The 12395-nt window shown below is 75.1% G+C and carries 10 protein-coding genes and 1 pseudogene; 8 read left to right on the forward strand and 3 right to left on the reverse strand.

Annotation, left to right across the window (positions count from 1 at the left end):
* Positions 1–19 precede the first annotated feature (19 nt).
* From ACIP2X_RS26025 to ACIP2X_RS26045, 5 genes are read left to right on the forward strand one after another with little or no spacing between them, the layout of a single operon-like run.
* Entirely contained in the window at positions 20–1279 is a 1260-nt protein-coding gene (locus ACIP2X_RS26025) for a polyprenyl synthetase family protein (RefSeq protein WP_401676883.1), read from the forward strand.
* Positions 1276–2820, forward strand: a complete 1545-nt coding sequence (locus ACIP2X_RS26030) for a phytoene desaturase (protein WP_401676885.1) — start codon at positions 1276–1278, stop codon at positions 2818–2820. Before ACIP2X_RS26025 ends, ACIP2X_RS26030 begins: the two co-directional genes overlap by 4 nt.
* On the forward strand, positions 2817–3818 hold the full coding sequence (locus tag ACIP2X_RS26035) for a phytoene/squalene synthase family protein (RefSeq protein WP_401676887.1): 1002 nt from the start codon (positions 2817–2819) through the stop codon (positions 3816–3818). The genes ACIP2X_RS26030 and ACIP2X_RS26035 overlap by 4 nt, the downstream gene beginning before the upstream one ends.
* Positions 3815–4825, forward strand: coding sequence for a DUF5914 domain-containing protein (locus ACIP2X_RS26040; RefSeq protein ID WP_401676888.1), 1011 nt, complete (start codon positions 3815–3817; stop codon positions 4823–4825). Before ACIP2X_RS26035 ends, ACIP2X_RS26040 begins: the two co-directional genes overlap by 4 nt.
* A 28-nt stretch (positions 4826–4853) precedes the next feature.
* Entirely contained in the window at positions 4854–5846 is a 993-nt protein-coding gene (locus ACIP2X_RS26045) for a MerR family transcriptional regulator (protein ID WP_401676890.1), read from the forward strand.
* Positions 5847–5855: 9 nt separating this feature from the next.
* Here the strand turns inward: ACIP2X_RS26045 and ACIP2X_RS26050 are convergent, their stop codons facing one another.
* Positions 5856–6317: an RrF2 family transcriptional regulator gene (locus tag ACIP2X_RS26050; RefSeq protein WP_401676892.1), complete on the reverse strand. Its 462-nt coding sequence runs from the start codon at positions 6315–6317 to the stop codon at positions 5856–5858.
* A gap of 188 nt (positions 6318–6505) precedes the next feature.
* Here ACIP2X_RS26050 and ACIP2X_RS26055 point away from each other — a divergent pair, with 188 nt between their 5' ends.
* From ACIP2X_RS26055 to ACIP2X_RS26065, 3 genes are read left to right on the forward strand one after another with little or no spacing between them, the layout of a single operon-like run.
* Positions 6506–7102 (forward strand): toxin-antitoxin system, toxin component family protein, encoded by a 597-nt coding sequence (locus ACIP2X_RS26055; RefSeq protein WP_401676894.1) that lies wholly within the window; start codon positions 6506–6508, stop codon positions 7100–7102.
* A 19-nt stretch (positions 7103–7121) separates the two neighbouring features.
* The gene (locus tag ACIP2X_RS26060; RefSeq protein ID WP_401676896.1) at positions 7122–8306 is read left to right on the forward strand and encodes an MAB_1171c family putative transporter; all 1185 of its coding nucleotides are present in this window, start codon (positions 7122–7124) and stop codon (positions 8304–8306) included.
* Positions 8299–9705, forward strand: a complete 1407-nt coding sequence (locus ACIP2X_RS26065; protein ID WP_401676898.1) for an FAD-dependent oxidoreductase — start codon at positions 8299–8301, stop codon at positions 9703–9705. Before ACIP2X_RS26060 ends, ACIP2X_RS26065 begins: the two co-directional genes overlap by 8 nt.
* Positions 9706–9838: 133 nt before the next feature.
* Here the strand turns inward: ACIP2X_RS26065 and ACIP2X_RS26070 are convergent.
* A pseudogene (locus ACIP2X_RS26070) lies at positions 9839–10070 on the reverse strand (tetratricopeptide repeat protein); the annotation flags it as partial.
* A gap of 164 nt (positions 10071–10234) precedes the next feature.
* Positions 10235–12376: a LamG-like jellyroll fold domain-containing protein gene (locus tag ACIP2X_RS26075; protein ID WP_401676900.1), complete on the reverse strand. Its 2142-nt coding sequence runs from the start codon at positions 12374–12376 to the stop codon at positions 10235–10237.
* Between the last annotated feature and the right edge of the window lie 19 nt (positions 12377–12395).

Consider the following 12395-nt stretch of genomic DNA (forward strand, 5'->3'; position numbering starts at 1 on the left):
CCGAGGAGAGGACCCCGGCATGCGTGCCAGCCACCCCACGGACCACCGTGCCGACGCGGCGGACCCGGCCGACCGGCCTCCCGCGGCCCCGGCCGACCGGCAGGAGCCGTGCCCGGCGGACGGGTTGCGGCCGGCCGTCGTCGACCGGGACGTCTCCGCCGCCGTCGGACGGGTGCTCGGGCAGGTCCTGTCCGAGCACCTCGCCCGCGCCCGCGCACTGGACCCGCTCTTCGCCCGCGACGTCGCCGACCGGGTCGCCCGCTTCACCCTGGACGGCGGCAAGCGGCTGCGCTCCGGGATCGTGTGGTGGACGCTGCGCGCCTGCGGCGGCCGCGACGAGCTCAGCGCACGTGCGGCGCTGCGGACCGGGGCCGCCCTCGAACTCATCCAGACCTGCGCGCTGGCCCACGACGACCTGATGGACGGCGCCCGCACCCGGCGCGGCCGTCCCGCCCTGCACGCGGCCGTCGCCGCCGAGTACCGGCGCACCGCGCCGGACGGCAGGTCCGAACGGCTCGGCGAGGCCGCCGCGATACTCGCCGGGGACCTGGCGCTGGCCTGGGCGGACGACCTGATCGCCGATACCGTGGTGCCGCAGCGCGCGACCCGCCGGGTGCGGGAGCTGTGGCGGGACATGCGCACCGAGATGGTGGCCGGGCAGTACCTCGACGTCCAGGGACAGGCCACCCGCTCGCACGCCGTGCCGCAGGCGGTCCGGGCCGCCACCCTCAAGAGCGCCCTGTACTCGGTGGAACGGCCGATGGCGCTGGGCGCCGCGCTCGCGGGCGCCGACCAGGCCACTACGACGGCGCTGTGTGCCGCCGGACGCTGCGCGGGCCTCGCGTTCCAGCTGCGCGACGACCTCGACGACCTGTTCGCCGACCCGGACCGCACCGGGAAGCCGCCGGGCGGCGACATCCGCAACGGCAAGCCCACGTACGTCTTCACCGTCGCCCGCGCGTGGGCCGAGACGGCCGGTGACCTCGGTGCCCTCGCCGTGCTCGACGAGGCCTACGGCCGCGCCGACCTGCCGGATTCCGCCCTCGACGCGGTGCGGCGGGTCCTCGTCACCACGGGCGCGCTGCAGGCCGTGGAGGACCGGATCGGGCGGCTGGCGCGGTGCGCCGTCGGGCAGTTGCGAAGTGCCCGCCTCGATCCGGCGGGCGGCGCCGAACTGGAGCGGCTGCTGCTCCGCGTGGCGGGGCTGCCCACGGCGCGGCCGGCCGCCGGGCCGCAGCGCGCCGCCCCCGTCGCCGAGACCGAGGGGGCCGGCCGATGAGCCGCACCGTTCCGGGACGCACCGACCACGTCGTGGTCGTCGGCGCCGGCCTGTCCGGTCTGTCGGCCGCCCTGCACCTGCTCGGCGCCGGGCGCCGGGTCACCGTCGTCGAGCGCGACGCGCTGCCGGGCGGGCGCGCCGGACGCCTGACCCGCGCGGGCTACCGCTTCGACACGGGCCCCACGGTGCTGACGATGCCGCACCTCGCGGACGAGGCCTTCGCGGCGGTCGGGGAGCGCCTGGCCGACCGGGTCGAGCTGATCGAGCTGCGGCCCGCCTACCGGGCGTGCTTCGCCGACGGCAGCGCGCTGGACGTGCACACGGACGGGCCGGCGATGGAGGCCGAGGTCGAGCGCTTCGCGGGCGCCGCGGAGGCGGCCGGTTACCGGCGGCTGCGGCACTGGCTGGAGCAGGTCTACCGGGCCCAGATGCGGCGCTTCATCGACCGCAACTTCGACTCGCCGTTCGAGCTGCTCACCGGGGACCTGGCGCGGCTCGCGGCGCTGGGCGGCTTCGGCAGGCTGGAGCCGGCCATCGGCCGGTTCCTGCGCGACGAGCGGCTGCGCCGGGTGTTCTCGTTCCAGGCGCTGTACGCCGGTGTCCCGCCCCGGCGCGCCCTCGCCGCGTACGCGGTGATCGCCTACATGGACACCGTGGCCGGCGTGTACTTCCCGCGCGGCGGGATGCACGCCCTGCCGCAGGCCATGGCGGACGCGGCGGCCGCCGCGGGCGCCGAGTTCCGGCACGGCCAGGAGGTCGTCCGGCTGGAGCGGCGCGGCAGCCGCGTGAGCGCGGTGGTCACCGCCGACGACCGCATCCCCTGCGACGCGGTCGTCCTCACCCCCGACCTGCCGGTGGCCTACCGGCTGCTGGGGCGCACGCCCCGCCGCCCGGCGCGGCTGACGCACGCCCCGTCGGCCGTCGTCCTGCACGCGGGCACCGACCGCACCTGGCCCGGGCTCGCGCATCACACCCTGTCCTTCGGCGCGCGATGGCACGACACCTTCGACGAACTCACCCGCACCGGCAGCCTCATGTCGGACCCGTCGCTGCTGATCACCCGCCCCACCACGACCGACCCTGGTCTCGCGCCGGCCGGCCGCCATCTGCACTACGTGCTCGCCCCGTGCCCCAACACCGACATCGGGCCGGACGCCACCGACTGGCGGGATCTGGCGCCCCGTTACCGCGACCGGCTGCTCGCCGAGCTCGAACGCCGGGGGCTGACCGGCCTGGCCGCGGCCATCGAGGAGGAGTGCCTGGTCACGCCCGCCGACTGGGAGGCGCAGGGGCATGCGGCCGGCACGCCGTTCTCGGCCGCCCACACCTTCCGCCAGACCGGCCCGTTCCGGCCCCGCAACCTCGTGCGCGGCACGGACAACGCCGTCCTCGCGGGCTGCGGCACCACGCCCGGCGTCGGCGTCCCCACGGTGCTGCTGTCCGGCAAGCTCGCCGCCGCCCGCATCACCGGGGGCGCCGCGCCGGGCCCGCGTCCCCGCCCCCGTACCGACCGCCAGGCAACCGAAGGGATCACGTCATGACCGGCCGAGAGCTCGACGCGGCGGGCATCGCCGACCCGGACCTGCGCGCCGCCTACGCCCACTGCCGCACCCTCAACGCCCGGCACGGCAAGACGTACTTCCTCGCCACCCGGCTGCTGCCCGTGGCGCGCCGGCCGGCCGTGCACGCCCTGTACGGGTTCGCCCGCTGGGCGGACGACATCGTGGACGCCCTCGGCACCGGTGACACGCCGGGCGACCGGGCCCGGCGGCTCGCGCTGCTGCGGGCCCGGCTGGAACGCGGGCTGCGGGAGGGACACAGCACCGAGCCCGTGGTCCACGCCCTCGCGGACACCGCCCGGCGCCACGCCATCGACCACCAGCACTTCACGGACTTCATGGCCGCCATGCGCAGCGACCTGGAGGTCACGGACTACGCCAGCTACGCCGACCTGCGCGCCTACATGCACGGCTCCGCCGCCGTGATCGGGCTTCAGATGCTGCCCGTCCTCGGCACCGTCGTACCGCGCGACCAGGCCGCCCCGCACGCCGCGGCCCTCGGCGTGGCCTTCCAGCTCACCAACTTCCTGCGGGACGTCGGCGAGGACCTCGACCGCGGCCGGGTCTACCTCCCCGCCGACCTGCTCGCCGCGCACGGCGCCGACCGCGAACTGCTGCTCTGGAGCCGCCGCACCGGCCGCGCCGACCGCCGTATCACCGCCGCGCTGCGGGCCGCCGAGGACCTCACGCGCGGGGTCTACCGCGAGGCCGCGCCCGGCATCGCCATGCTCGACCCGGTGGCACGCCCCTGCATCCGCACCGCGTTCGTGCTCTACGGAGGGATCCTCGACGCCATCGCCGAGGACGGGTACGCGGTGGTCCACCGGCGGGCGGTGGTCCCGCTGCGCAGGAGGCTGACGGTGGCCGGAGACGGTCTCGTGCGGGTGCTGCGGGCCCGGGTGGCGGCGGGCGCCGCCGCTCCACGGCCGCCCGCGGACGTGGCGGTGCCGGCCGCCGTGGTCCCCGAGGAGACCCGGTGACCGCGGGCCGCCGCGGCCGGTTCCCGCTGCGGCTGCGCCGGAACCCGGTGGCCTGGACCCACCAGCGGCCCACCTGGCGGGAAGCCCGCCCGGCCGTGATCGCCGGCGCGCTGAAGCGGGCGCAGGCGCGGCCGTCCGGCAACTGGTACGTCGTCGGCGCCACCGCCGGCCTCCCCCGCGACCGGCCGCTCGCGCGGACGGTCGCGGGGCGGGAGGTGGTCGTCTGGCGCGACCGGGCGGGGCGGCTGGTGGCCGGACCCGGCAGCTGCCCGCACCTCGGGGCGCCGCTCGGCGACAGCCCGGTGCGCTGCGGCACGCTGATCTGCCACTGGCACGGCCTCGCCCTGGACGGCACGGCTGCGGCCGGCTGGGAGCCGCTGCCCGCGCACGACGACGGACTTCTCGTCTGGGTCCGGCTGGACGACGTCGGTGGCGAGAAGCCGCTCGACGCGCCCGTGGTGCCCGCCCGGCCGGCGCTCCCCGGCGCCCTGCACGCCGTGTACACGGGGAGCGGTGTCTGCGAGCCCGAGGACGTGGTCGCCAACCGGCTCGACCCGTGGCACGGCGCCTGGTTCCACCCGTACTCCTTCGTCGACCTCACCGTCCTCGACGTGCCGGGCCCGGACAGGGCGGGCGACGACGGCGACGGTTTCGCCGTCGACGTGTCGTTCAAGGTCGCCGGGCGGCTCGTGGTGCCGGTACGGGCCGTGTTCACCGCTCCGGGGCCCCGCACCGTCGTGATGCGCATCGTCGCGGGCGAGGGCGAGGGTTCCGTCGTCGAGACCCATGCCACGCCGCTCGGCACGGACGAGGGGGGCAGGCCGCGCACCGCCGTGATCGAGGCGGTCGTGGCCGCCTCCGACCGGCGCGGCTTCGCCGTGGCCCGCGCGCTGTCGCCCGCGCTGCGTCCGCTGGTGCGCGCCGCCGCCGGGCGCCTGTGGCGCGACGATCTGGCGTACGCGGAGCGCCGCTGGCTCCTGCGTTCGACCGGCCGTTTCCCGGGCTGACCCGGCGTCACCGCCGTAGAGTTTGCGCATGGCACGGGAGAGGGAGCCGGTCTCCGAGGTGGGTCTGACGACCGGTGCCCTGGCCCGGCGGCTGGGGGTCTCGCCGACGACGCTGCGCTCCTGGGACCGCCGCTACGGGGTCGGCACGGAGGTCCGCACCGAGGGACGGCACCGCCGCTGGTCGCCGCAGGACGTGGCGGTGCTGGAGGCGATGTGCCGGCTGACGTCGGCGGGGGTGCCGCCGGCCGAGGCGGCCCGTGCCGCGCGCGCCGGCCTCGACGTGTCCGCGGCGCAGGACGTCCCGGACGGCGGCGGCCTCGACGGCGACGGCCGCTCCCACGCGGCCGGTGCGCTCCCGCTGGGCGACGTGCGCCAGGAGTGCCGTGGCCTCGCCCGTGCCGCCGTACGGCTGGACGCCCCGGCGGTGGACGACCTGCTCACCGCCGCCGTCGACCGCCACGGTGTCGTCGGCGCCTGGCACGACGTCATGATGCCGGTGCTGCACGCTGTGGGCCGCAAGTGGGAGACGTCGGGCGACCGTTACGTCGAGGTCGAGCATCTGCTGTCCTGGCATGTCTCGACCACGCTGCGCCGGGCCACCCGGCGGGTGGACCAGCCCGCCCCGCCGCCGGAAGCGGCCCCCGCGACCACCCCCGGTCCGGTCGTGCTGGCCTGCGTGCCCGGGGAGCAGCACACCCTGGCCCTCGAAGCGCTCACCGCGGCGCTGAGCGAACGCGGCGTGCCCACCCGGATGTTCGGCGCGGCCGTGCCGGCGGAGGCGCTGACCGCGGCGGTGCGACGGCTCGGCCCTCCGGTCGTCGTCCTGTGGGCGCAGGCCCGCAGCACGGCGAGCGCGCCCCTGGCCGCGCACGTCGCCGGCGCCCGCTGGGGCGCCCGGGGCGCACGCCGCCGTCCGCTGGTCGTGCTCGGCGGCACGGGATGGTCCGGCTCGGCCCCGTCGGGCATGCCGAGACCGGGCGGCCTGAACGAGGCACTGGAGTTGGTGTGCGGGGGGTACTAGGCGCTGCCGTCAGGTGGGGTTCTCCCAGGACGACGGTTCCGCCGCGAGTGCGCGTACCGGTTCCGGCAGCGCGTTCGCCGCGATGTCCGCGACGGTGACCCCTTCGAGGATCTTGCGTACGTTCGCCCGCAGCGCGATCCACAGCGGCAGCAGCGGCTCCGCCGAGCCCTGGTACGCCAGCCCTGTCGGGCGTTCGCCGCGCACCGAGACGATCGGTCCGTCGACGGTCCGGATGATGTCGGCGACCGTGATCGCCGACGCCTCGCGCGCCAGCCGGTAGCCGCCGCTCCCGCCGCGCCGGCTGTCGACGATCCCGCCGCGCCGCAGATCGCCGAGGATCCCCTCCAAGAACTTGTGCGGGATGTCCTGCGCGGCGGCGACGGTCTCCGCCTTCACCGGTTCGCCGCCCTGCCGTACGGCGAGTTCGAGCACCGCCCGTACCGCGTAGTCCGCCCGTGCCGAGATCCTCATGCGCCCATTGTGGGCCGACAGGACGGGCGGCCGAAATCCGTGGCCGCCCGGCACGCGGGACGGGCGGCCGCGCGCTGCCGCACGAGGTGATCGTTCTCGGTTGAACTACGGTCGCGGGACCACATGACGCGGACACATCCGGCCGCGTAGTCTCGAACCGGTCCTCGGTCGGTGGTGAGGGGGGTGCGATGGATCTCGCTGTGCTACGGCGCCGCAGGCGCGGCTCGGCCATGCGCGCGCTGGTCGCCGAGCTCGGCACCGCCCTGCGGACCCGCCCCCGGCCCCCCGCCGGGCTGCGCGAACTGTGCCGGGCCCTGTGCGAGGCGATGAGCACGCTGCGCGGCGGACGCCCGCTCGAGCTGCGCTTCGAGCGCTTCCCCGACGAGTTCGAAGTGACCGGTCTGTGGGTGGAGTTCGAGGACTTCGACCTCGTCATCGTCGAGGAGCGCGCCGAGGCGGTGCAGCAACTGGTCATCCTCGGCCACGAGTTGTGGCACATGTACGCGGGTCACGGCCATCAGCACGCCGTCGGCACGGCCGCCGCGCACGCCCTCGCGGACCGTTCCGGCCGTCCGGGCACCGCCCTCGCCGTCGCCGCCCGCAACGGCTCGCGCCGGCGGGAGGAGGCCGAGGCCGACGAGTTCGGCCACCGGCTCGCCGCGCTGTTCCGGCCCCTGGCCGCGGACGACGGGGGCGACCGTGGCCACGACGGCTCGCTCGACCCCCGCCGGCGCTCCCTCGACCCCGTACAGCGTTCCATGGGCTACCGCGGACGCCGCCGGTGATCTCTTCAGCGAGGTGCACATGACCTTCTGGCTGCCGGCCCTCGTACTGACCGCGGCCCTGGCGATCAAACTGCCCAGCATCATCAAGATGTGGCGGGACCCGCTGCTGCGGGCCGTCGGCGGTCTGCTGCTCTTCGCCTGCGCCGTGTTCGTCTTCGCCGCCCCGGGGACCATCGCCTGGACGAACCGGGTCACCGGGGTGCCCAACATCTCCGCGCCCTGGGTGTACTCCCTGCTCACCGCGCTGTGCGCGTCCTGGCTGCTGCTGATCATCGCCTGGCGCAACGGCCTCACCGACCGCGCGAACCGCACCCGCCGCGCGGTCCGCCTGGTCGTCGCCGTCTACGCGGGCGTGATCGTCACCCTGTGGGTGCTCTTCTGGCTGGCCGACGCGCCCGTGGAACGCCTGCGCGACCTGGACACGTACTACGCCACCACGCCCTTCATGCGCGAGCAGATCATGCTCTACCTGACCGCGCACACCGTGGCCTGCGCGATCACGGCGCGGCTGATCTGGAACTGGATCCGCACCGACGGCCTCGACGCCTGGCTGCGCTGGGGCCTGCGGCTGCTGGGCGTCGGCTACGCGACGAACCTGTTCTTCGACGCGTCCAAGCTCACCGCCATCGTCGCCCGCTGGACCGGCCACGACCTCGACTGGCTGAGCACCGACGTGGCGCCGGTGGCCGCCTGCGTCTCCGCCACCCTGGTCGCGATCGGATTCATCGTCCCGCACGCCGGCCAGTACCTCCAGGAGCGCTGGCGGGTCCGCGCCCGCCACCGGCAACTGCGCCCCCTGGCCCTGCTGATGCGTTCCGTCACCGACGGCCGCGAGCCCTTCGCCCCGCACGCCCCCGCCGAACTGCGCCTGATCCGCCGTGAGACGTTCATCCGTGACGCGCTGCTGCAGCTCTCCCGCCACCTCGACGAGGACCTGCGCGGCCGGGCGTACGCGACGGCCCTCGACCTCGGCTTCGAGCGCGGCCGGGCGCAGGCCCTCGCCGCCGCCGTGACGATCCTGGACGCCGTCGCCGCCCGGGAACGGTCCCGGGACGGCCGGAGCGCCGCCCCCTCGGAGCCGGACAACACCTACCTCCTGCGGGAGATCCTCGCGGTGTCCCAGGCCCTTCGCAGTTCCGACGAGATCAAGGCGGTCCGCGCCCGCGTCGCCGCCCCGGCAGAGAGTGTGTCCGCGCATGACTGAACCGTCCCTCCCCGCCAGAACCGCCGTCGTCCTCGGCGGATCCCACGCCGGGATGCTCGCGGCGCGTGCGCTGGCGGAGTTCGCCGACCGGGTCGTCGTGGTGGAGCGGGACGTGCTGCCCGAGGGGCCCGCGCCCCGCAAGGGTCTGCCGCAGGCACGGCACGCCCACATGCTGTGGTCGGGCGGCGCGCGGGCGGTGGAGGATCTGGTGCCGGGCGTCACCGAGGCCCTGCGGGAGGCCGGGGCGCGCCGGCTGCCCGTCACCACGGACATGGTCGCCCTGTCCCGGCAGGGCTGGTTCCGCCGCTGGCCCGAGTCCCACCACGTGCTCCTGGCCGGCCGCGACCTGCTGGACGCCACTATCCGGGCGCGGGTGCTCGCGGATCCGCGGATCGAGGTCCTCCAGGACACCGAGGCACTGGGCCTCGAAGGCACCGCGGCGGCCGTCACCGGGGTCCGCGTGCGGGGCCGCGACAGCGGTGACGAGAGCGTCGTCGGGGCGGGGATGGTCGTCGACGCCACCGGGCGCGGCTCCTCGGCCGCCCACTGGCTGACGGACCTGGGGCTTCCCCCCGCCCGGCACCGCGAGGTCGACCCCGGTCTGGCCTACGCCAGCCGGCTCTACCTCGCCCCCGAGGACGCCCGCTGCGGCTTCCCGGTCGTCAACGTGCAGTCCGACCCCCGGGACGGCGGGCCGGGCCGGGCGGGCTTCCTGCTGCCCATCGAGGACGGCAGGTGGATCGTCACGCTGTCCGGCACCCGGGGCGGCGAACCCTCTTCCGACACCGGCGACTTCGAGCGGTTCGCCCGCGAGGACCTGCGGCACCCGCTGATCGGCGAACTGCTGGAGCGGGCCGAGCCGCTGTCCGAGGTGTCGTTCACCCGCGCCACCGTCAACCGCCGCCACTACTACGAGCGGATGCCGGCCTGGCCCGAGAACTTCACCGTCCTCGGCGACGCGCTCGCCTCCTTCAACCCGGTCTACGGGCACGGCCTGGCGGCCGCCGCGCAGAGCGCGCTGACGTTGCGCGATCTGACGCGGCGCCACGGCTGGGCGGCACGAGGGCTCTCCCGCCGGATCCAGAAGGCGCTGGCACGACCGGTCGGCGCGGCCTGGGACCTGGCCATCGGACAGGACGTGTTCTACCCCGGGGCCACCCCCGAAGGCCCCACCCTGCGGGACCGGCTCGTGGCCTCGTACGTCGACCGGCTCATGTACACGGCCACCGGCAACGGCCGGATCGCCCGCCGGGTGACCGACGTGACCTCGCTGGAGCGGCGCTCGGAGGTGCTGCTGACCCCCTCGGTGCTGCTGGCGGCGGCGCTGGGACCGCTCCAGCCGTCGCTGCCCGGCCCCCCGTTGACCAGCGAGGAACGCAAGGCCGCGGGGCTCGCCTAGGGCCCGTCGATCGCGATGCCGGCGTAGTCGGCGAGGGAACGGTTGCAGCGCGGCAGGCGCTTCGAGAGCGCCCCAGCGCCGGCGCGGCGGCCTCGCGCTCCCGGCCGACGTCCATCAGCGCCGGCGCCAGGAACGCGGTCACGGCGTCGTCGAGGTGGTCCGAGCCGTTGTCCCGTTCCGCGGTGAGCCCCCGCCTCCGGCGCCCGCCGGTACAGCGGAACGGCTTCCTCGCCGACACCGGTCGAGTCGTTGGCGCAGGCGCGTCCGAAGTAGGCGACCGGATGACCCGCCGGAAGCTCGTCCGCGAGCGCCCCGACCTTGGCGCGGAAGTCGGCCGCGTCGTGGTCGTCGATGGCGGCCCACAACGCGGCGGAACGCCGCTCTCATTCCGATGAGATCGTCACCCCCCACCCTCGCAGAAACCCGCGCTCCCACCGAGGCCTTGGGCCGCACCCACCTCCGGCGTGACCGAAGCCGCTCGCGCCGAACCCCTGGCGGGCCGGGTCCGTCTCCCGGCCCGCCGGGGGCATCAGACGCACAGGCAGGGATCGGTCTCGTGGCCCAGGCCGATGATCTCGTCGTCGCCCAGGGCGCCCGCGAAGGCCTGGATCTCGTCGACGTCGCCCTTCAGGTACTCGACCCAGCCCTCGGCAGCACCGGCGCGACCCACCTGGAGCGGGCCGGTGCCCGTCCAGCCGTTGCGGAGGTGGGCGGTGGCCCCGGCATTCGTGTAGCCGTCGGCGTACAGCTTGACCGTGTCCGTGGCGTCGTCGTAGACGATGGCCAGCGGTGTGCCGTTCCCGCTGCTGCCGGACGGCATGGTGATTTGCGAGACGACCGTCTCGGGCGCGCCCGCCTCGTCCCGCTCCGGCATGATCAGCTGCCAGGCGTACGTCGAGGGCTCGTAGCGGAGCTTGAACACGTCGGTGTGCTCACCGGCCTGCGACAGGACGGTCATCGGCCGGGTGGCGTCGGCGTCCTGGATGCTGACGACGACTCCGAGGGTGAAGCTGTCGCCGGTGTCCACCACGGGGGCGTCGAGGACCGCGTGCCCGGTCTCGCCGTCCAGCGCCAGGTGCCCTTCGCCGACCAACGGGTACGGCTTCCACGTGCAGTCGGGATCGATGTCGACGTGGCACGAGTTGTCCGGAGTGCCGTAGATCGACGCGCCCGGTCCCAGTCGCAGCGGCGAACCGCCGTTGTTCTCGGGCGTGATGCCGTCGGAGGCGGTGCTGAACGACCAGTGTCCGAGCAACGCGGGGCGGCGGCCCCCGAGTTCGGTCACTTCCTGCGGGACGACGAGCCGGTCGTACGTGCGGACGTCGCCGATCTCGCCGTGCCAGCGCTGCCGGTAGCCGTTCGTGCCGCGGATCCGGCCGATCTGGAAGGCCCCGTCCGCCGCGACCGGTGCGGCCGTGGCCTTGGTGCCGACCTCGTGGCCGTTGACGAAGAGCTGGGCGTATCCCGTCTCGGTGTCGTAGATCCCGAGCAGGTAGGCCCACTCACCGGCCTCCGGAGCGCCGCCGGATACCTTCGCGCCGCCGAGGGTGAAGGTCCAGGTGGCCGTCGCGTCCTGCGCACCGTCCAGCCCGAGTGCGTAGGCCGTACCGGAGGCGGTGTCCTGGCTCAGTACGGTCATGTCGCGGCCGGTCTCCGCCGGGCGCACCCAGGCGCCGACGCCGAAGGTCCTGCCGCTGTCGACGGCCGCGGCGTCCGTGGTGAGGTATCCGTGACCGCTGCCGTCGAGGACGGCCGTGGAGGTGAGCGGGGTGCCCGACGGGACCGGGCCGCCGAACGTCACGCCGCGCCCCACCCGGGCCGCTTGGCCCGCGTCGGCGGCCGCCGTGGTGGAGCCGGCCTCGTCGGCGAGTCGCCAGCGGGAGACCGGCGCGCTCGGCGCCTTCGGGAAGAACGTGTAGTCGGCGGGCCAGCTGGTCCGGCCGGAGCGGTCACGGGCTTGGACTCTGAGCGTCTGCGGAGCGGTGCTCAGCGGGGCGAAGCGGATCGTGGCCGGTCCGCCGGGTTCCACGGGTCGCACCGTGCCATGCGTGCCGTCGATGAACGAGTACACGTAATCGACGACGTCCGGCGAAGGAGAGTCCATGGTGAAGCTGCCGTAGACGCCCACCCCGCCGACCCGAAGCGTCTCCTCGGGGTACTCCGGCGAGCTCACGACGGGAGCGGCCGGGTTCTGGTCGTCGTGCATGAACCGGCACGCGGCGCCGGGGGCCTCGGAGCTCCAGGCGGAGTTCGCCTTGCCGTCGTTGGCGCGGACGTGCCAGAAAATATCCGTGTCCGCCGGAATGTCCGACGGGACCTGGAAGCGATGGATCGAGTCCTGGTACATGGGGCTGGTGGTGAAGGAGCGGCGTTGCTCGGCGCCGGTCGCGTCCGACCACCAGATCTCGAACTCGGCGCTGAGCTGATCCGGGTATCCGATCCGGTCGTCCTCGACCGGATCGGTCAACCGGGCCGCGAGGACCGGAGGACTTGATACGTAGGCCTGCGTGTCCCCCGTCGCGCAGTCCTTGGACCCGGTCTTCAGGTCCTGGACGACGGGCGGCAGGTTCTCCTGCTCCGCCGCGTTCGCGGTGCCCGGTACGGCCGCCCCCACGACCGCCACGAGGCAACTGCCGAGCAGCAGCGCCCGTTTGCTGAATCTCCCTGACATCGGAAGATCTCCCTCCCCT

The sequence above is a fragment of the Streptomyces sp. NPDC089424 genome (assembly GCF_044749345.1).
GTDB lineage: Bacteria > Actinomycetota > Actinomycetes > Streptomycetales > Streptomycetaceae > Streptomyces.